The sequence below is a fragment of the Pseudomonas sp. Eth.TT006 genome, from assembly GCF_054456575.1.
The window spans coordinates 1-19,942 of record NZ_JBTJEN010000032.1 but is presented as its reverse complement, the minus strand read 5'-3'; the positions used below and the strand labels follow the sequence as shown (position 1 = coordinate 19,942).

The following is a 19,942-nucleotide window of genomic DNA, read 5'->3' as shown; positions in this document are numbered from 1 at the left end:
GGGTATCCTCGAGGTTCTGAATACGGACGCTTTTCCATGCTGGTGATTTCCAACAACGTGCATCTGCCGGATGCCGAGATCGAATTGACCGCCATTCGCGCGCAAGGCGCCGGTGGGCAGAACGTCAACAAGGTCTCCAGCGCCGTGCACCTGCGCTTCGACATTCCGGCCTCGTCCTTGCCCGAGTTCTACAAGGAGCGGCTGTTGGCGCTGCGTGACAGCCGCATCACCAGCGACGGCGTGTTGATCATCAAGGCCCAGCAATACCGCACGCAGGAAGCCAATCGCGCCGATGCGCTGGAGCGTCTGGTCGAGCTGATCCTCAGCGCCACCAAGGTCGAAAAGAAGCGCCGGCCGACCAAACCAACCCTCGGTTCGAAAAAGCGCCGCCTCGAATCCAAGACCAAGCGCGGCAGTATCAAGGCCGGGCGTGGCAAGGTGGATTTCTAGTCTTCGCGGTACTTGGTCGTGTGCTTGTACAGGTAAAGGCTCAATGCCAGTCCGCTTAGCGAGGCGAGGGCGGCGAACAGGAAGATTGAGGCAAAGCCGAAACCGGCGGCGATCGCCCCGGCCAATGGCCCGGTGATGCCCAGCGACAAGTCGATGAACAGTGAGTAAGCGCCGACCGCCGCGCCACGGCTGGAGGCCGGCACCAGATTCACCGCCTCTACGCCTAGCGCCGGGAACACCAGCGAGAAGCCGAAACCGCTCAGCGCCGCACCGGCCAGCGCCCAATGCGCATCCGGCGCCAGCCACAGCAGCAACAGGCCGAGGGTTTCTACTGACAGGCAGGCAATCGCCACACGAAAGCCGCCGAGACGGTTGATCAGGTTGCCGAACAGCAGACGCGCACCGATGAAGCAGGCGCCGAACAGGCTCAGGCACAGCACCGCGTTGTCCCAGTGTCGGGTGGCGTAATACAGGGTGATGAACGTGGCGATGGTGCCGAAACCGATCGAACCCAGCGCCAGGCCGCAGCCATGCGGGAACACCCGACCCAGCACATGCATGAACGGCAGGCGTTCTCCGCTGACAATCGGCGCCGCGGTTTTCGGCCACGCCAGCAACAGGCCCAGCGCCGCCAGCAGGATGATGCTGACACCCATGCTCCACAGCCCCAACTGGCCGACCAGCCACACCCCGAGTGGCGCACCGACCGCCAGCGCGCCATAACTGGCGATGCCGTTCCACGAGATCACTTTGGCAGTGTTCGCCGCGCCAACCCGGCCGATGCCCCAGCCAATTGACCCAGAGCCGACCAGGCTTTCTGCGCTGCCCAGTACCAGTCGGCCGATCAACAGGCTGATCAGGCTGAGCATCGGCAGGTTCGGAGTCCCCGCCGAAATCAGCATGAACACCCCGCTCAAGCCACAACCGGCGAGGCCGATCATCACCGCGCGTTTGCTGCCCTGATTGTCGATGATCTTGCCGGCGTACGGGCGGCTGAGCAGGGTCGCGAGGTATTGCACGCTGATCACCAGCCCCGCGATGACCGCACCGAAGCCCAGATCGCTGTGGACATAGCCCGGCAGTACCGCCAGTGGAATGCCGATGTTCAGGTAGCCGATAAAGGTGAAGAGGACGATGGAAACGACTTGCAGCGTAACCGCCAGAGGGCGCTGGGGTGGTGACAGAGAGGACGACATGGGAAACGATCCACGGCAAAGCAGGACTGGACAGGTTGCTTATGATAGCGGTGCGGACGCGGCTGAGGTGGGCAAAAGTAAAACTATTTGCCGAAGGGGTTAATCAGGATTTGGCCGGGGCGACCAGCTGCGTGGTGACCAGCGCCGCGAGGGCGTTTTCTTCGCTGCCGAAACGGGCGAGCAGGGCGGCCTGTTTTTCAGGGGAGAGGCGATTCCAGATATCGATCATTTTCTCGGTGGCGCCGATCAGCACGGCGGCTTGGCTTTCGGAGAATTCGTCGGTCATGGCGGGCTCGGTTTCAGGCAGTGTGGAAAGCGCATCTTAGCGCTTTCCACACGGTCTGTACGGCGGGTTTTACTCTTCGCTGTCGGCCTTGCGGCTGTCAACGGCTTCTTGCGGCTCGGGTTGCTGTGCGCCGGCTTGTTGCGTGGTCGTCTGCTCAGGTACGTGCAGGCTTGGGAAGGGGAGATTGGGAATCTCGTGCATGGTTGCGCTCCTCGCTAAGTCTGTTGACAGATCTGGTAGATCCGCGCTTTTTCAAAGCCTGCGCAGGATACAGCAGGAAAAATGACAAACAGGCTTTTGATTCAAATTAATGCGACAGATGGCCGCATGGGGGACCAAACAGAAGATCACCAAGGATACAAATGTGGGAGAGAGCCTTTGTGGCGAGGGGATTTATCCCCGACCGGCTGCGAAGCAGTCGCCGCTTTTGACGATTTAGGGCCGCTTCGCAGCCCATCGGGGATAAATCCCCTCGCCACAGGGTTAAGTGAACAGCATTACACTTCTACCGGGGATTTATTTGCAGACGTTGGCAATCGCCTCGGCCAGCAGTGCCAGGCGCGTTGCATCGATGCCGGCGACGTTGGCCCGGCCCGAGCTGACCATGTACACGCTGTGCTGTTCCCGCAGTTGTTTGACCTGCTCCGGCGACAGCCCGGTGTAGGAGAACATCCCGCGTTGCACGCCAATGTGCGCAAAGCGTTCGCGCAGACCGTGCGGCTCCAGCGCTTCGACCAGACCGCTGCGCAATTGAGCGATGCGCAGACGCATGGCTTCCACTTCGTCGGCCCAGCGCGCTTTCAGCTCCGGGTCGGCAAGAATGGTTGCTACCACCGCCGCGCCATGATCCGGCGGGGTCGACCACAGGTTACGGGCGATGTTGGCCAGTTGGCTGCGGATGTCGATCAGCTTGTCAGCGGTTTTCGCGCAGACAATCAGCGCCCCGGTGCGGTCGCGGTACAGGCCGAAGTTCTTCGAGCAGGAGCTGGTGATCATCAGCTCGGGCACTTCGGCCGCGAACAAGCGGGTCGACCACGCGTCCTGCTCCAGGCCATCGCCAAAGCCCTGGTAGGCAAAGTCGATCAGCGGCAGCAGGTCACGCCGACGCACCACATCCAGCACACGCTGCCAGTCGTCATGGCTGAGGTCGAAACCGGTCGGGTTGTGGCAGCACGCATGCAGCAGCACCACATCGCCGTGCGGCACCTGGTTGAGCACGGCGAGCATCGCATCGACGTCGAGACGGTTGTCGCTGCCCACGTACGGGTAGTGACTGACCTTGACCCCGGCCGCAGCGAAGATCGTTTCGTGGATCGGCCAGGTCGGGTTGCTCAGCCACACGCCCTTGCCCGGCAGGCATTGGGCGATGAAGTCGGCAGCCAGACGCAGGGCGCCGGTGCCGCCCGGTGTCTGGGTGGCGCCGGCGCGCTGTTCGGCGATCAGTTTTGAGTCGGCGCCGAGCACCAATTCATTGATGAGCTTGCCGAACAGCGGATTGCCGTGGCCACCGATGTAGGTCTTGGTTTCCTGGCTCTCGACCAGTCGCGCCTCGGCGATTTTCACCGCTTCGGGGATCGGCGTCAGGCCTTGGGCATCCTTGTAGACGCCAACGCCGAGGTCGAACTTGCGCGGATTGCTGTCCTGCGCATAGGCCTCCATCAAACCGAGGATCGGGTCGCCGGGTACCCGGCCGATGGCGTCGAAGTGCATTACTTGCGTCCTTCTGCGGTCTTGGCCACTTCGTCAGTGCGCGCGGCCATGATGAAGTCGTTGCGGTGCAGGCCTTTGATCGAGTGGCTCCACCAGGTCACGGTGACTTTGCCCCATTCGGTCAGCAGACCCGGGTGGTGACCTTCGGCCTCGGAGATCTCGCCGACCGCGTTGGTGAATGCCAGCGCGTGTTTGAAGTTCTTGAACAGGAAAACTTTCTCCAGCTGCATGATGCTGTCGCGCACTTCGATGTTCCAGTCAGGGATCTGCTTGATCAGGATCGGCAGCTCTTCGTCGCTGACTTGTGGCGCATCGGCACGGCAGGCTTCGCAGTGGGCTTGGTTCAAAGTGGACATGGTGTGATTCCTGAAATCGAAGGTGTTTTTCTTATAGAAATGATCGAGCGGTCAATGCCGTCACGCTAAACCAAAGTGGCGGCGACTGACAGACTCAATTGTCAGCAAAAGTCGCGGATCACGCGGCTTTCGGCTTGGGTGGAAACTTCGGTGCGTGCAACCCCAGCTGCATGCCTTGCCTGACCATGCCCATGATGTCTTCCTGGGCCACGTCGAACAGGCGCTTGAGATTCGGCAGGACAAAGTACAACGGCTGCAGGATGTCGATGCGATACGGCGTGCGCATGGCTTCCAGCGGATCGAAAGCCTGATGCTCGGGCTCGTCCGACAGCGAATAAACGGTTTCTTTCGGAGAGGACAGGATGCCGCCGCCGTAGATGCGCTTGCCTTGCGGGGTGTCGACCAGGCCGAACTCGATGGTCATCCAGTACAGCCGCGCCAGGTACACGCGCTCTTCCTTGGTCGCCTGCAAGCCGAGCTTGCCGTAGGTGTGGGTGAATTCGGCGAACCACGGGTTGGTCAGTAGCGGGCAGTGGCCGAAGATCTCGTGGAAAATGTCCGGCTCTTGCAGGTAGTCCAGCTCTTCGCGGGTGCGAATGAACGTGGCCACCGGAAACTGCTTGCTGGCGAGCAATTCGAAGAAGGTCTGAAAGGGGATCAGCGCCGGCACGCGGGCGACCTGCCAACCGGTGGTCTCACCGAGCACCTTGTTGATCTCGCCTAATTGCGGGATGCGGTCGTGGGGCAGACCGAGTTTTTCGATACCGTCCAGGTATTCCTGGCACGCCCGACCCTCGATCACTTTCATCTGGCGGGTGATCAGCGTGTTCCACACCGCGTGTTCTTCGGCGGGGTAGTCGATAAAACCTTGCGCATCGGGCTCGCGGGCCACGTATTGCGTCTGCTTCATACTGCTCTCCTGCTAGGGGATTCGTTCTTGTTATGTCCAGCGATGGCTTCAGGATTACCCGAGAGGATGATGGTGTGCAGTAGGTTGAAACACGACTGCGTAGGAAATTTCCGTGGATTTCGTAAAATAATCGTTACGGTTTTGGCGTTATCGCGCATTCACGGCGATTCGCAGGTTTGAAAAGGTCGGCGACTGTCACATAATCTTGACAACTGTTTGCGCACCTCGGCAGAAAACTCTGACCGTGCGCCGCAACTGGGCCCGACACTTTCCCCTGTGGGAGCGGGCTTGCTCGCGAAGGCGGTGGATCAGGCAGCCTGTTTGTTGACTGACACTCCGCTTTCGCGAGCAAGCCAGCTCCCACAGGGGGGCGAGCCCGGCACTTACATTTTTATCGTCGGGTCTTTTATATGCGCATCAAAGTCCACTGCCAGAACCGCATCGGCATTCTGCGTGACATCCTCAATCTGCTGGTGGAATACGGGATCAACGTCGCGCGCGGCGAGGTCGGGGGCGAGCATGGCAATGCGATCTATCTGCACTGCCCTAACCTGATCAACATTCAGTTCCAGGCGCTGCGGCCGAAGTTCGAGGCGATTGCCGGGGTGTTTGGCGTCAAGCGCGTCGGGCTGATGCCCAGCGAGCGTAGGCATATGGAGTTGAACGCGTTGCTCGGCGCGCTGGAGTTTCCGGTGCTGTCGATCGACATGGGCGGCTCGATCGTCGCCGCCAACCGTGCCGCCGCGCAGCTGCTCGGGGTGCGGGTGGACGAGGTGCCGGGGATTCCGTTGTCGCGCTACGCCGAGGATTTCGACCTGCCGGAACTGGTGCGCGCCAACAAGTCGCGAATCAACGGGATGCGGGTCAAGGTCAAGGGCGACATCTTCCTTGCCGACATCGCGCCGCTGCAGTCGGAGCATGACGACAGCGAAGCGATGGCCGGTGCGGTGCTGACCCTGCACCGCGCCGACCGCGTCGGCGAGCGCATCTATAACGTACGCAAACAGGAGCTGCGCGGCTTCGACAGCATCTTCCAGAGTTCCAAGGTGATGGCGGCGGTGGTGCGCGAAGCACGGCGCATGGCGCCACTGGATGCGCCGCTGTTGATCGAAGGCGAAACCGGTACCGGTAAAGAGTTGCTGGCGCGCGCCTGTCACCTCGCCAGTCCGCGCGGGCAATCGCCGTTGATGGCGCTCAACTGCGCGGGGCTGCCGGAGTCGATGGCCGAGACCGAGCTGTTCGGCTACGGCCCCGGCGCCTTTGAGGGCGCGCGCGCCGAGGGCAAACTTGGCCTGCTGGAACTGACGGCGGGCGGCACGCTGTTCCTTGATGGCGTCGGCGAAATGAGCCCGCGCTTGCAGGTGAAGCTGCTGCGTTTTCTGCAGGACGGCTGCTTCCGCCGGGTCGGCAGCGATGAAGAGGTGTATCTGGATGTGCGGGTGATCTGCGCGACTCAGGTCGACTTGTCCGAGCTGTGCGCACGCGGCGAGTTTCGGCAGGATCTGTATCACCGCTTGAACGTGCTGTCGCTGCACATCCCACCGCTGCGCGAATGCCTCGATGGTTTGGCCCCGCTGGTCGAACACTTCCTCGACCAGGCCAGCCGGCAGATTGGCTGTTCGCTGCCGAAACTGGCGCCGGCGGCGATGGAACGTCTCAGTCACTATCACTGGCCGGGCAATGTGCGGCAACTGGAGAACGTGTTGTTTCAGGCGGTTTCCCTGTGCGACGGCGGGACCGTCAAGGCGGAGCATATTCGTCTGCCGGATTACGGCGTGCGTCAGCCGCTTGGCGATTTCTCGCTGGAGGGCGGGCTGGACGAGATCGTCGGGCGCTTCGAGAAAGCGGTGCTGGAGCGACTGTATTCCGAGCACCCGAGCAGTCGGCAGTTGGGTAAGCGGCTGGGGGTTTCGCATACGACCATTGCCAACAAGCTACGCGAATATGAAGTGGGTAAGGATCCAGAGATCTAAGAAGAAAGCTTGTGGCGAGGGGATTTATCCCCGATGGGCTGCGAAGCAGCCCCAAGGCCATTTAACTTGATGTATCAGGGGAACTGCATTTATCTGTATCGGGGCGGCTTCGCCACCCATCGGGGATAAATCCCCTCGCCACAGGTTCTTTTCCGGTCTTCAAAAACCGCGATTGCCGCCAAGCGGCATGACACCGCCGGTTTTTCGACTTCGATACATTTCCTTTTCCCCCGCAAAACCCCTCAAGTCCTTTGTTTACCGGGCCGCAAGCCGCCAGAAAAAAGTTGGTCTGCAAATTGCTTATGGCTGAGCAGTAGAGCGGTGGGCGGCAAACGTCCGGCATGCAGAGGAAAGAGTGTGGACAAGTACCTTTATGTGGCAATGACCGGCGCCAGTCAGAACGCGCTGGCGCAAAAGGCCCATGCCAACAACCTGGCGAACATCTCCACCAATGGTTTTCAGCGCGACCTGGAGCAGGCGCGTTCGATGCCGGTGTTTGGTGACAGCTTTCCGGCGCGTGCGTTTGCCATGAGCGAACGGCCTGCCACCGACTTCACCGCCGGTTCGCTGGTGCAGACCGGGCGTGATCTCGATGTGGCCGTGACCGGCAACGGTTTTATCGCCGTGCAGAACCCTAACGGCGGCGAAAGCTACGTGCGCACCGGCAGCCTCAACATCGACGCCCTTGGCGTCCTGCGCGCCGGCAACGGCATGCCGGTGCTGGGCAACGGCGGTCCGATTGCCGTGCCGCCGGAGCAGCAGGTCGAAGTCGGCGAAGACGGCACCATCAGTATTCGTGCGATGGGCGAAGGCCCGCGCGTCATGGCGGAAGTCGACCGGATCAAACTGGTCAACCCGGACATCAAGAACCTCAACAAAGGCCTCGACGGCTCGATCTACACCAAGGACGGCCAACCGGCGCCGGCCGATGCCAACGTCAAACTGGTGTCGGGTTTCCTTGAGTCGAGCAATGTCAACGCCGTGGAAGAAATGACCTCGGTGCTGGCGCTGGCCAAGCAGTTCGAGTTGCACGTCAAGATGATGAACACCGCCAAAGACGACGACCAGGCCATGGCTCGGGTCTTGCAGATCAGCTAATTATCAGAACGTCGCGCCGTAAAACAGGCGCACGAGGAGAATCGAATGCTTCCGGCTCTATGGGTTGCCAAAACCGGTCTGTCCGCCCAGGACACCAACCTGACCACCATTTCCAACAACCTGGCGAACGTCTCGACCACGGGTTTCAAACGTGACCGTGCCGAGTTCCAGGACCTGCTGTACCAGATCAAACGCCAGCCAGGCGCCCAGTCGACCCAGGACAGCGAGCTGCCGTCGGGTCTGCAAGTGGGTACCGGTGTGCGCATTGTCGGCACCCAGAAAAACTTCACCGCCGGCAGCCTGCAAACCACCGAGCAGCCACTGGACATGGCCATCAACGGCCGCGGTTTCTTCCAGATCCTGCAACCAGACGGCACCACGTCCTACACCCGTGACGGTACTTTCCACCTCGACTCCAACGGCCAGATCGTCAACGCCAGCGGTTTCGCCCTGGAACCGGCCATCGTCATTCCGAACAACGCCCAGAGCTTCACCGTCGGCACCGACGGCACCGTGTCGATCACCGTGCCAGGCAACCCGGCCGCTCAAGTGATCGGCAACCTGCAAACCGCCGATTTCATCAACCCGGCCGGTCTGCAAGCGGTCGGCAACAACCTGTTCCTGGAAACTGCTGCTTCCGGCGCGCCGCAAATCGGCACCCCGGGCCTCAACGGTTTCGGTACCACGCTGCAGAACACTCTGGAAAGCTCCAACGTCAGCACCGTTGAAGAAATGGTCAACATGATCACCACTCAGCGCGCTTACGAGATGAACTCCAAGGTGATCTCCACCGCCGACCAGATGCTCTCGTTCGTAACGCAGAATCTGTAATCAAGTCTATGGGGCGGCCACGCGGTCGCCAGCAACACCGTGAGGTAGGGTCATGAAACGCTTCGTATCTGTTCTGGCATTGGGTGGGGTCGTCTCGCTCGCGGGCTGCGTCGCACCGACGCCCAAGCCCAACGACCCTTACTACGCCCCGGTGTTGCCGCGCACGCCGTTGCCGTCGGCCGCCAATAACGGCTCGATCTATCAGGCCGGCTTCGAGCAGAACCTGTACAGCGACCGCAAGGCGTTCCGGGTCGGTGACATCATCACCATCACCCTGAACGAGAAGACCCAGGCGAGCAAAAACGCCAACTCGCAAGTGGCCAAGAACAGCAAGACCGGCATCGGCCTGACGTCGTTGTTCGGCGGCAGCGGTACCACCAACAACCCGTTGGGCGGTAACGACCTGAGCCTCGACGTCGGCTACAGCGGCGACCGTGCGACCAAGGGCGACAGCAAGGCGGCGCAGGGCAACACCCTGACCGGTTCGATCACCGTGACCGTGGCTGACGTGCTGCCCAACGGCATCATCGCCGTGCGCGGCGAGAAGTGGATGACCCTCAACACCGGCGACGAGCTGGTGCGGATTGCAGGTCTGGTGCGTGCCGATGACATCGCCACCGACAACACTGTGTCGTCGACCCGTGTCGCCGATGCGCGCATCACCTACTCGGGCACCGGTTCGTTTGCCGATGCGAGTCAGCCAGGCTGGTTCGACCGTTTCTTCCTCAGCCCGCTGTTCCCTTTCTAGGTGGCTACGTTGAATCTGAAAAGCTTCATGCTGGCGGCGGCCATGATGTCCGCTGCCTTTGGTGCCCACGCCGAGCGGCTGAAAGACATCGCCAGCATTTCCGGCGTGCGTTCCAACCAGTTGATCGGTTACGGCCTGGTGGTCGGGCTTAACGGCACCGGCGACCAGACGACGCAAACCCCGTTCACCCTGCAGACCTTCAACAACATGCTCTCGCAGTTCGGCATCAAGGTGCCGCCGGGATCGGGCAACGTGCAGTTGAAAAACGTCGCGGCTGTGTCGGTGAGTGCCGATCTGCCGGCGTTCGCCAAACCGGGTCAGCAGGTCGACATCACCGTGTCCTCGATCGGTAACTCCAAGAGCCTGCGCGGCGGCACGCTGTTGCTGACCCCGCTCAAGGGTATCGACGGCAACGTCTACGCCATCGCCCAGGGCAACCTGGTGGTGGGTGGTTTTGATGCCGAAGGGCGCGACGGTTCGAAGATCACCGTCAACGTTCCGTCGGCCGGTCGCATTCCCGGCGGTGCGTCGGTCGAGCGTTCGGTGCCGAGCGGTTTCAACCAAGGCAACAGCCTGACGCTGAACCTCAACCGTTCCGACTTCACCACCGCCAAGCGCATCGTCGACAAGATCAACGACATGCTCGGCCCTGGCGTGGCGCAAGCCATCGACGGCGGCTCGATCCGCGTCACCGCGCCGCTCGATCCAAGCCAGCGCGTCGACTACCTGTCGATTCTGGAAAACCTTGAAGTCGATCCGGGTCAGGCGGTGGCGAAAGTCATCATCAACTCGCGCACCGGCACCATCGTCATCGGCCAGAACGTCAAAGTTTCGCCGGCCGCCGTGACCCACGGCAGCCTGACCGTGACCATCACCGAAGACCCGATCGTCAGCCAGCCGGGGCCGTTGTCCAACGGCCAGACCGCCGTGGTACCGCGTTCGCGGGTCAATGCCCAGCAGGAAGCCAAGCCGATGTTCAAGTTCGGTCCGGGCACCACCCTCGACGAGATTGTGCGGGCGGTGAACCAGGTCGGCGCGGCGCCGGGTGACTTGATGGCGATTCTCGAAGCACTGAAGCAGGCCGGCGCGTTGCAAGCCGACCTGATCGTGATCTGAGGCCGACGACCATGGATATGCGCAAAAGCGGTCTGGCGGGCACTGGCGATTCGGGTTCGTACTCCGACCTCAATCGCCTGAACCAACTCAAGGTCGGCGACAAGAACAGCGATGGGAACATGCGCAAAGTGGCGCAGGAATTCGAATCGCTGTTCCTCGGGGAAATGCTCAAGTCGATGCGTTCGGCCACCGAGGCGTTGGGCAAAGACAACCCGATGAACACCCCGGCCGCCAAGCAGTATCAGGAAATGTACGACCAGCAACTGGCGGTGTCGTTGTCTCGCGAAGGCGGTGGCATCGGCCTGGCCGACGTGCTGATGAAACAGATGTCGAAGAACAAACCGCTGGCGCCGGAAGAGGCGGCGGCCGCGTCCGCTGCCAAGCAGGATGCGGCAAAAGCCGCGGCGGTGCAGACGCCGATTGCCGCCGGCACCACCGGTACCGGTCCGCTGTCACGGCTCAATGGCGAGCGCCCGTTGTGGGCCTCGCGTTCGGTGCATGCGCCGAGCACGCAGCTGACCCATGCCAATGACATGCAGTTGATCAACCAGCGTCGTCTGGCGCTGCCGCCGAAACTGGCTGATCGTCTGCTCGCCGGTCTGGTGCCGTCCGCCACGCCGACCGCTGCGACTGCCTTGCCACAACGCACCGCGACCACCGCTGCCAGCGGCGCCGGTCCGCTGTACAACGGCGACTGGCTGTCCCGCGCCGAAGACGCCAAGGCGTCTGGCGGGCAGATGCAGGTCTACGGCCGGGCGATGGCGCAGATTCCGCTGGCGCCGGCCAAGCGCGCGTTCAGCTCCGCCGACGAATTCGTCAACACCATGCTGCCGATGGCCAAGGAAGCCGCCGCGCGGATTGGCGTCGATCCGCGTTATCTGGTGGCGCAGGCCGCGCTGGAAACCGGTTGGGGCAAATCGGTCATGCGTGCCCAGGATGGCAGCAGCAGTCATAACCTGTTCGGCATCAAGGCCAGCAGCAACTGGACCGGTGATTCGGCCCGGGCGATCACCAGCGAGTTCCGCAACGGGCAGATGGTCAAGGAGACGGCGCAGTTCCGTTCCTATGCCTCGTACAAGGACAGTTTCCACGATCTGGTGACTTTGCTGCAGACCAACAATCGCTATCAAGATGTGGTGAAGTCGGCCGATAACCCAGAACAGTTTGTACGCGAGCTGCAAAAGGCCGGTTACGCGACCGACCCGCACTACGCGACGAAGATTTCGCAGATTGCCAAGCAGATGGACGTTAACCAGAACTACGCTGCGGCCGGCGTTTCAACGACGCCTCTATAAACACACGGTAAGGTTTGAATCATGAGTTTGCTCAATATCGGGATGTCGGGGTTGTCCGCGAGTTCGTCCTCTCTGGCGACCACAGGCAACAACATTGCCAACGTTGACACCGCCGGTTATTCACGCCAGCAAACCGTACAGACCACCAAGGCCTCGCAGCAGTTTGGCAATGTCTTTATCGGCACCGGTACGAGCCTGGCCGACGTGCGCCGGGTCTACAACTCGTACCTGGAAAACCAGCTGCGCACCGCGACCTCGCTCGATAGCGAAGCGGCTGCCTACGGTGCTCAGGCGACCGGGCTGGATGCCTCGCTGTCCGACACCAATACCGGCCTGACCGGTGTGCTGCAGAAATTCTTTACCTCGATGCAGGGCGTGGCGACCTCGGCCACCGACGACACCTCACGTCAGTCGGTACTGACCGGCGCGCAGGCCCTGACCAGCCGCTTCAATGCGCTGGCCAAACAGCTGAACGACCAGAACACGACGATCAACGGCAACCTGGGCGACATGACGTCCCAGGTGAATAAGCTGGCCACCTCGATCGCCACGCTGAACCAGAAGATCGGCGAGATTTCCACCAGCGGCGGCCAGCCGAACGACCTGCTCGACAGCCGTAACGAAGCAGTGCGCCAGCTGTCCGAGCTGACCGGTGCGCAGGTCGTTGAACGTGGCACCAGTTTCGACGTGTACATCGGCACCGGCCAACCGCTGGTGATCGGCAACACCACCAACACCCTGAGCACTGTGCCAAGCAAAGACGATCCGACGCGCATGGCGGTTCAGCTGGACCGTGGCTCGAGCGTGATCGACATCACCTCGGCCATGAGCGGTGGCGAGATCGGTGGTCTGCTGACTTACCGCAAGGAAGTGCTCGACCCTTCGCTCAATGAGTTGGGGCGTGTCGCACTGGTGGTGGCCGATCAGGTCAACAGCCAGCAAGCCCAGGGCATCGACAAGAACGGTGACTTCGGCGCGGCGATCTTCAACAACATCAACAGCGCCGCACTGGTCAGCCAGCGCAGCATTGCGCAGTCGACCAACAGCGCAGGTTCCGGCAACCTCGATGTCACCATCAAGGACACCGGCAAGCTGACCACCAGCGATTATCAGGTGACCTTCACCAGCGCCACCAATTACACGGTCAAGCGTTCAGACGGCACCGCTATGGGCGCGTTCAGCACCACCACCAACCCGCCACCGGTGATCGACGGCTTCACCCTGGCCCTCAACGGCGGTGCCCTGAGCGCTGGCGACACGTTCAAGGTGACGCCGACCCGTAACGCGGCCACCACCATTCAGACGGTATTGACCGATCCGAAGAAAGTCGCCGCCGCCGCCCCGTTGACCGGTGTGGCCAGTGGCAACAACGCCGGCACTTACACCCAGCCGACGCTGACCGACACCATCAATATCTACAACCCGGCCGCGCAGGCCGAGCTGCAGAGTGCGCTCAAATATTCGACGCCGGTGAAACTGGTGTTCGGCGCGGTCACCAGCGGCAGCCAGTCGTACAGCATGGTCGACGCCAAGGGCAACAGCATCGGCTCGGGCACCATCGTGCCGGGCCAGGCCAACACCTTGAACCTCAAGGTCGGCATGCTCGATTCCACCGGTGCGCCGGTGATGGACACCTCGGTCACGCCGAACGTACAGAAGACGTTCACCGTACAGACCACCGTGGGCGCGACGCCGAAGGCCGGCGAAACCTTCACGATCAACCTGACCGGCGCGGCGTCTTCGGATAACCGCAACGCGCAGGCGCTGGTCGGTGTGCAGACCAAACAGGCCGTGGACACCGGCACCGGCAGCAAAGGCATCAGCCTGACCGACGCCTACAACAAGCTGGTGACCAACGTCGGTACCAAGGCCGCGCAGAGCAAGTCCGACAACGCTGCCACCACGGTGATCCTCGATCAGGCCAAGGACGCGCGCGACTCGTTGTCTCAGGTCAACCTCGATGAAGAGACCGGCAACCTGGTCAAGTATCAGCAGTACTACACAGCGTCTTCGCAGATCATCAAAGCTGCGCAGGAAACTTTCGCCACGCTGATCAACAGTCTTTAAGGAGTCGTAATTCATGCGCATTTCCACCGCCCAGTATTACGCGACGCAAGCTGCTCAATATCAGCGCAATTACAGCAAGACGGTCGCGACCGCCAACGAAGCGAGCAGCCTGCAGCGCATCAACACCGCGGCCGACGATCCGGTCGGTGCCGGTCGCCTGCTCAAGCTGGGTCAGCAAAGTGCGATGCTCGACCAGTATCAAGGCAACATCGATACCACCAAAAGCGCGCTGACCGTGCAGGAGTCGACGCTCAACTCGATTACCGCAGCCTTGCAGCGCGCCAAGGAAATCGGTCTGGCGGCCAACAACGGTATCGCCACTGACGATAACCGCAAGGCTTACGCCGCGGAACTGGGCCAGATCCAGCAACAAGTGCTGGGCCTGATGAACTCCAAGGATGCCAACGGCAACTACATGTTCTCCGGCTCAAAGACCGATACCGCGCCGTACTCGCAAAACGTCGACGGCACCTACACCTACAACGGTGACCAGACCCAGATCAACCTGGGCATTGGCGACGGCATGTCGGTGGCGACCAACACCACCGGGTGGGACGCCTTCCAGCAGACCATCAACACCAGCCGCACTCAGACCACCATGACCGCTCCGGCGGTGGATGACGGTCGTGTGGTGCTGTCCAACGGGACGGTCGGCACCGCGGCGACCTACAACGCCAAGTTCACGGGCGGCCAGCCGTACACCGTCAGCTTTCTCAGCAGCACGCAGTTGAAAATCACTGATGCGCTGGGCAACGACGTGACGTCCGAGGCCAGCCAGAACGGCCTGATCAGCAACAGTAACGGGGCCAACCAGACCGTCAGCTTCCGTGGCGTCGACATGAAGTTGAACATCAACCTCAAGGCCGGCGACACCAACCCGGACGCGGTCATCGCCGGTCACAGCTTCCAGCTGGCGGCCACGCCGGACTCGTTCACCACCGCGCGCAGCCCGGGCAATCCGTCGACCGCGGTCATCACCGGTTCCAGCGTGACCAACCAGGCCGCTTACAGCGCGGCCTTCCCGTCGGGCGGCGGTGCCGTGCTCAAATTCACCAGCGCCACCGATTTCGATCTGTACGCGGCACCGGTTACAGCTGACAGCAAGCCAGTCTCGTCGGGCACCATGGTCGGCGGCAATGCCACGGCCGCCGGGGTGACCTTCGCCATCGGCGGCACGCCGGGTGCGGGCGATCAGTTCTCGATCCAGTCCAACAATCACCAGACCCAGAACGTGCTCGACACGCTGGGCCAGATGGTCACGGCGCTGAACCTGCCGGTCGATGGCAATCCGGTGGTCAAGCAGCAATTTCAGGGGGCCATGGAGTCGGCGCTGGGTAACCTCGACAGCGCCTCCAACCAGATTGGCGCTGCGGTGACCTCGATCGGTGCGCGCGGGCAGTCGCTGGATGATCAGGACACCACCAACCAGAGCCTGATCCAGGCCAACACCACGACCCAGGGTTCGATCCGTGATTCGGATCCGGCCGAGGTGATGACCCGCCTGACTTTGCAGCAGACCATGCTGCAAGCCTCGCAACTGGCGTTCAGCAAGATCAGTCAGTTGGGTCTGTTCAACAAGATCTGACGTTGGGCGGGCGCGCAGGCGCCCGTTTGTTTCGTCCCTTCAGTTAATGTTTTTTCGCGGTTTCATGGGCTCGCTTTCCCGAGCGGGCTCGTACCGCCTGTGAGCCCGCCGTGAATCCACTTCCCCTCGTCAGTCTGGTCATTCCCGCCTTCAATCCGCGCTTCTTCGAGCGGACCTTGAACAGTGCGGTGAGCCAGACGTATGGCGCACTTGAAATCATTGTCTGCGACGACAGTCGTGGCAGCGAGATTGAAGGCATTGTCGCGGCGGTGGTCGAGCAGTCTGGCGTCGCCGTGCGTTACGTACGCAATCCGCGCACCCTGGGCATGGTCGGCAATCTCAAGGTCTGCCTGGAACAGGCGCAGGGCCAATTCATCAAGTTCCTGTGCGACGACGACCACCTCTACGCGGCCTGTATCGAGCAGCAAGCGCAGGAAATGCTGCGTGAGGAAGTCCGGCTGGTGCTGGCTCAGCGTCTGTTCTGGGACGCCGACGACATCATCCTTCCGGCACGTCTGGAAAACACGTCACTGTCGCCGCTCAGTGGCTTGTTCAAGGGCGATGACCTGCTGGGCATCTTTGAAAAGTTTCCGGTCAATGTGTTGGGCGGCTTCACCAATGCGCTGTTCCGCCGCGAAGATCTTGCCGAGTTGTTGCCGGCGTTGACCCAGCCAGGCCACTGTTTTGTCGCGACCCTGGATTTCGCGTTGTTCGTCTGCCTGATGCGGCGCGGCAACGTGGCGGTGTCCAACAATGTGCTCAGTGCCGAGCGACTGTACCCGGAGCGCCTGAGCGCCCAACAGTCGATGAAGGATGCGGTGGAAGTCGAGCGCGAGTGGATTCTGCAAATGCTCAAGGCGCGCAGCGGTGAATCGGCACCCGCACCGGGTTGGGTTCGTTACATCCCGCTGACCAAGGCAGACGAAACGCCGCGAGTCTGGGAGGAACTGCCGCTGAGCCGCACGCTCGGCACCAAGCAGAGTCGCCAGGAGTGGTGTGTCGGTATCGACAGCTGGAGTTTTGCCGAACTGTATGCGCAGTGGCTTGAGTGTCGGGTGCTCACCGAGGGGCAGCGCACGCAGCTGCCGGAGACCCTGGCCGGTTGGTCGCATCAGCCGCGCATTGTCCCGATCGTCATCGATCGCGAGGGCAGTCGCGACGGCGTCGAGCGCACGCTGGAGGCGCTTGCTGCGCAGGATTATCTGCCGGAACTGATCCTGGTGCTGTCCGCTGCCTGTTCCGAGGCGGAGCTCGATGGCCGGGTGTTCCGCATGCCGTTGCAGGACGACGGGCTGGAGCAGATCAACGCATTGTTGCCGCAACTGGAAGGGGCCGACTGGTTCTACCTGTTGCAGGCCGGCGATCGGCCGGTAGTGCCGGCGCTGTTGATCATGGCCGAGCGCATTGCCCATGCCCCGGCGTTGACGTGCGTGTACAGCGATGAAGGCAGCCTGCGCAACGGCGAATCGGCAGAACCGGCGTTCAAACCGGATTTCAACCTCGACCTGCTGCGCAGTTACCCCTATGTCGGGCGGGCGCTGGCGTTCAAGCGTGAACGCTTTCTGGCGCTGGGCGGGTTCGACGCGACGTTCACCGAGCTGGCCGCGCATGACGTGCTGTGGCGCATGGTCGAGAGCGACGGTACGCAGGTCGTCGGGCATGTCGCTGAAGTGCTGCTGCAATCGCCATTCGATCTGTCCGCGTGGCTTGCCGCCCCGGCGGTCATCGAGCAGAACCCGCGGGTACTCGAGGCCCACCTCAAACGCTTGGGTGTGGCCCATGGCATCCGCCGCGGCAGTTCCGAGTTGCTCAACCGCGTTGACTATCAGCATGCCCGGCGTCCGCTGGTGTCGATCATTATTGTGACCAAGGATCAGACGGCGGCCTTGCAGCGTTGCGTCGAAACACTGCTGGAAAAGACCGCTTACTCCGAATACGAACTGTTGCTGGTCGACAACGGCAGTGAAAGCGCCGAAGCGCGCGCCTGGCTCGACGGCATGGGGCAATTGGGTGGTGAGCGGATTCGCGTTCTGAGCTATCCGCAACAGGGTAACGCGGCAGCGCTGCATAATTTTGCGGTAGGGCAGGCGCGTGGCGAGTACGTGCTGCTGCTCAATTCGTTTGCGGTGATCACCCACGCCGACTGGCTCGACGAGCTGCTCAATCATGCACAGCGTCCGGAAGTCGGTGTGGTCGGCGCCAAGCTGTTCAATCCCGATGGCTGCGTGCTCCACGCTGGTCTGATTCTGGGTCTGCAGGGCGCGGTGGGGTTGCCGTTCTATGGTCAGCCGCTGCAGTCCGATGGCTACATGTTCAGGCTGCAAGCAGCCCATGACCTGAGTGCCGTGGGTGGCGACTGCCTGATGGTGCGCAAGGCGGTTTATGAGGCTGTTGCCGGGCTCGATGAGCAAGCGCTGAAGCAGGCGCTGAATGTCGTCGACCTGTGCCTGCGCATCGGCCAGGAAGGTTATCTGGTGGTGTGGACCCCTTATGCCTTGCTGGCGCTGGGCGCGCGCCCCAGTGTGGCCGCCACGGCAGAAGAGGAGCAGCTGCAGTTGCAGGAACAGGAAACGTTCTACAAGCGCTGGCTGCCACGTATTGCCCGGGATCCGGCGTTCAACGTCAATCTGTCGCTGCAGGGGGTTGGCGCGACCAGCTTCAGCCTGGAGCCGGGCCTGCGTACCGGCTGGAGCGCGTTTTCCCGCTCGCAGTTGCCGAATGTGCTTGCCGTGCCGATCAATGCCTCGGCCATCGGTCACTACCGCATGAGCCAGCCACTGATCGAACTGGAAGCGGCCAATCGCGCCGAAGGGCGGATTTGCTATGGCCTGCCGTCAATCATTGATATCGAGCGTCAGTCCCCGGACGTGATTGTCCTGCAAGGGCGTTATTCGCAAGGTGCCATCGATGAAATTCCGCCGCTGAAGAATTTCTGCCATGCCCGGCGCATTTTCGAACTCGATGATTATGTGATCGACGTGCCGCATCGCAACGCGCACATCCGCAACATGCCGAACAAGCAGGAAATGGAGCGAATGGTGCGCAGCGCGATCAGTCTGTGTGATCGCGTGGTGGTATCGACCCAGCCATTGGCCAATGCCTTGTCGGACATGCATCACGACATTCGCGTCGTCCCCAATATGCTCGCGCGCCACTTGTGGACTGACCTGCGCAGCCAGCGCCGCACCTCGAAAAAACCGCGCGTCGGCTGGGGCGGCGGTACCAGTCACCACGGTGATCTGGCAGTGATCGCCGATGTCGTGCGCGAACTGGCCAATGAAGTCGACTGGGTGTTCTTCGGCATGTGCCCGGATGACCTGCGCCCGTACATGCATGAGTTCCACGGGGTCATTCCGTTGGAGGTTTACCCGGCGAAACTGGCGAGCCTGAACCTCGACCTCGCGCTGGCGCCGCTGGAGTTTCACATCTTCAACGACTGCAAGAGCAACCTGCGCCTGCTGGAGTACGGCGCCTGCGGTTACCCGGTGGTCTGCACCGACACCGAAGCCTACCGCGGCTACCTGCCGTGTACCCGGGTCAAGAGCAACACCACCGATGAATGGCTGCAGGCGATCCGTATGCACCTGGCCGACCCGGACGCCAGCTATCGCATGGGCGATCAGCTGCGCGAAGTGGTGCTGCGCGACTACGTGCTGCGCGGTGACAACCTGCGGTACTGGGAAAACGGCTGGCTGGCGGACTGAGCCGCACTCGACTACCAAGAAAGGCGACCTGAGGGTCGCTTTTTTTTCGGCTGTGAAGTGCCTGTTTACATTTAATGCCGACAAATGCTCGCGCGAATTAAAGCTTTGGTTTTTTCCTGTCGATATCAACGTATTCCCGATTTATCAGTGGGCTGTGGCGGCAGGTGATCGCCACGCAAGCCAGGACCGGTTCATAACAAGGCAAGGAAGAAGTAATGGCAGTTATAAACGGAACGAACGGCGCGGATACGCTGACCGGTACCAGTGGGGATGATGAGATCAATGCCCTGGGTGGCAACGACGTGATCAAGGGCAGTGCCGGGGCGGACAAGATCGATGGTGGCGGCGGCGTCGATACGGTTGATTATTCCGCTTCCGCCGAAGGCGTTATCGTCGATGTCCGTCTGGGTGTCGGGTTGGTCGGGCACGGCGGGGATGCCGAAGGGGACACCCTGACCAATATCGAAGGCGTGATCGGTTCGGCATTCAATGATGTCCTGACTTCCGGCACGGATGCTCGGGGTACTGCCATTCGCCTGGAGGGCGGTGCGGGCGATGATATTTACTACATCAGCACCGGCGTAACACCGACCATCATCGAGCAGGCCGGTGGCGGC

The 19,942-nt window shown here is 61.7% G+C and carries 17 protein-coding genes; 11 read left to right on the top strand and 6 right to left on the bottom strand.

All coding sequences use genetic code 11. The annotated features are described in order from the left end of the window. Window positions 1-36: 36 nt before the first annotated feature. Entirely contained in the window at window positions 37-450 is a 414-nt protein-coding gene (gene arfB / locus ACXR0M_RS27050) for an alternative ribosome rescue aminoacyl-tRNA hydrolase ArfB (RefSeq protein WP_095050152.1), read from the top strand. Here arfB and ACXR0M_RS27045 read toward each other — a convergent pair. The 6 genes from ACXR0M_RS27045 to phhA all read right to left on the bottom strand — a co-directional run bounded on the left by ACXR0M_RS27045 (window position 447) and on the right by phhA (window position 4,908). Continuing rightward, window positions 447-1,646, bottom strand: coding sequence for an MFS transporter (locus ACXR0M_RS27045; protein WP_458834665.1), 1,200 nt, complete (start codon window positions 1,644-1,646; stop codon window positions 447-449). The two genes, arfB and ACXR0M_RS27045, sit on opposite strands and share 4 nt — an antisense overlap. Window positions 1,647-1,749: 103 nt before the next feature. Continuing rightward, entirely contained in the window at window positions 1,750-1,932 is a 183-nt protein-coding gene (locus ACXR0M_RS27040) for a hypothetical protein (RefSeq protein WP_038364048.1), read from the bottom strand. 69 nt (window positions 1,933-2,001) lie between these two features. Continuing rightward, on the bottom strand, window positions 2,002-2,133 hold the full coding sequence (locus tag ACXR0M_RS27035; RefSeq protein ID WP_458834664.1) for a hypothetical protein: 132 nt from the start codon (window positions 2,131-2,133) through the stop codon (window positions 2,002-2,004). Between the two features lie 315 nt (window positions 2,134-2,448). Further along, a complete protein-coding gene (locus tag ACXR0M_RS27030) occupies window positions 2,449-3,642 on the bottom strand; it encodes an amino acid aminotransferase (protein ID WP_458834663.1) in 1,194 nt (397 codons plus the stop codon). Then, window positions 3,642-3,998, bottom strand: coding sequence for a 4a-hydroxytetrahydrobiopterin dehydratase (locus ACXR0M_RS27025; RefSeq protein WP_003222798.1), 357 nt, complete (start codon window positions 3,996-3,998; stop codon window positions 3,642-3,644). The genes ACXR0M_RS27030 and ACXR0M_RS27025 overlap by 1 nt, the downstream gene beginning before the upstream one ends. 118 nt (window positions 3,999-4,116) lie before the next feature. Further along, window positions 4,117-4,908 carry a phenylalanine 4-monooxygenase gene (gene phhA / locus ACXR0M_RS27020; RefSeq protein WP_458834662.1) on the bottom strand — a complete coding sequence of 264 codons (792 nt, stop codon included), beginning with the start codon at window positions 4,906-4,908 and terminating at the stop codon, window positions 4,117-4,119. A gap of 410 nt (window positions 4,909-5,318) precedes the next feature. Between phhA and ACXR0M_RS27015 the strand changes: the two genes are divergently transcribed. The 10 genes from ACXR0M_RS27015 to ACXR0M_RS26970 form a co-directional block, all read left to right on the top strand. After that, the gene (locus ACXR0M_RS27015; RefSeq protein ID WP_458834661.1) at window positions 5,319-6,881 is read left to right on the top strand and encodes a sigma-54-dependent transcriptional regulator; all 1,563 of its coding nucleotides are present in this window, start codon (window positions 5,319-5,321) and stop codon (window positions 6,879-6,881) included. A 357-nt stretch (window positions 6,882-7,238) separates the two neighbouring features. Next, complete coding sequence (locus tag ACXR0M_RS27010) at window positions 7,239-7,979, top strand: flagellar basal body rod protein FlgF (protein WP_007965507.1); 741 nt, start codon at window positions 7,239-7,241, stop codon at window positions 7,977-7,979. 45 nt (window positions 7,980-8,024) lie between these two features. Further along, entirely contained in the window at window positions 8,025-8,810 is a 786-nt protein-coding gene (flgG, locus tag ACXR0M_RS27005; protein ID WP_458834660.1) for a flagellar basal-body rod protein FlgG, read from the top strand. A gap of 52 nt (window positions 8,811-8,862) precedes the next feature. After that, complete coding sequence (gene flgH, locus ACXR0M_RS27000; RefSeq protein WP_027613958.1) at window positions 8,863-9,558, top strand: flagellar basal body L-ring protein FlgH; 696 nt, start codon at window positions 8,863-8,865, stop codon at window positions 9,556-9,558. A 27-nt stretch (window positions 9,559-9,585) separates the two neighbouring features. Beyond that, a complete protein-coding gene (locus ACXR0M_RS26995) occupies window positions 9,586-10,674 on the top strand; it encodes a flagellar basal body P-ring protein FlgI (protein ID WP_150113624.1) in 1,089 nt (362 codons plus the stop codon). Between the two features lie 11 nt (window positions 10,675-10,685). Further along, window positions 10,686-11,969 (top strand): flagellar assembly peptidoglycan hydrolase FlgJ, encoded by a 1,284-nt coding sequence (gene flgJ, locus ACXR0M_RS26990; protein WP_458834659.1) that lies wholly within the window; start codon window positions 10,686-10,688, stop codon window positions 11,967-11,969. Window positions 11,970-11,990: 21 nt separating this feature from the next. After that, window positions 11,991-14,036, top strand: coding sequence for a flagellar hook-associated protein FlgK (flgK, locus tag ACXR0M_RS26985; protein WP_458834658.1), 2,046 nt, complete (start codon window positions 11,991-11,993; stop codon window positions 14,034-14,036). A 13-nt stretch (window positions 14,037-14,049) separates the two neighbouring features. Next, the gene (locus ACXR0M_RS26980) at window positions 14,050-15,621 is read left to right on the top strand and encodes a flagellar hook-associated protein 3 (RefSeq protein ID WP_458834657.1); all 1,572 of its coding nucleotides are present in this window, start codon (window positions 14,050-14,052) and stop codon (window positions 15,619-15,621) included. Between the two features lie 110 nt (window positions 15,622-15,731). Then, a complete protein-coding gene (locus ACXR0M_RS26975) occupies window positions 15,732-19,325 on the top strand; it encodes a glycosyltransferase (RefSeq protein ID WP_458834656.1) in 3,594 nt (1,197 codons plus the stop codon). A 215-nt stretch (window positions 19,326-19,540) separates the two neighbouring features. Continuing rightward, window positions 19,541-19,942, top strand: a 402-nt coding sequence (locus ACXR0M_RS26970) for a calcium-binding protein (RefSeq protein WP_458834655.1), incomplete at its 3' end; no start/stop codon positions are given.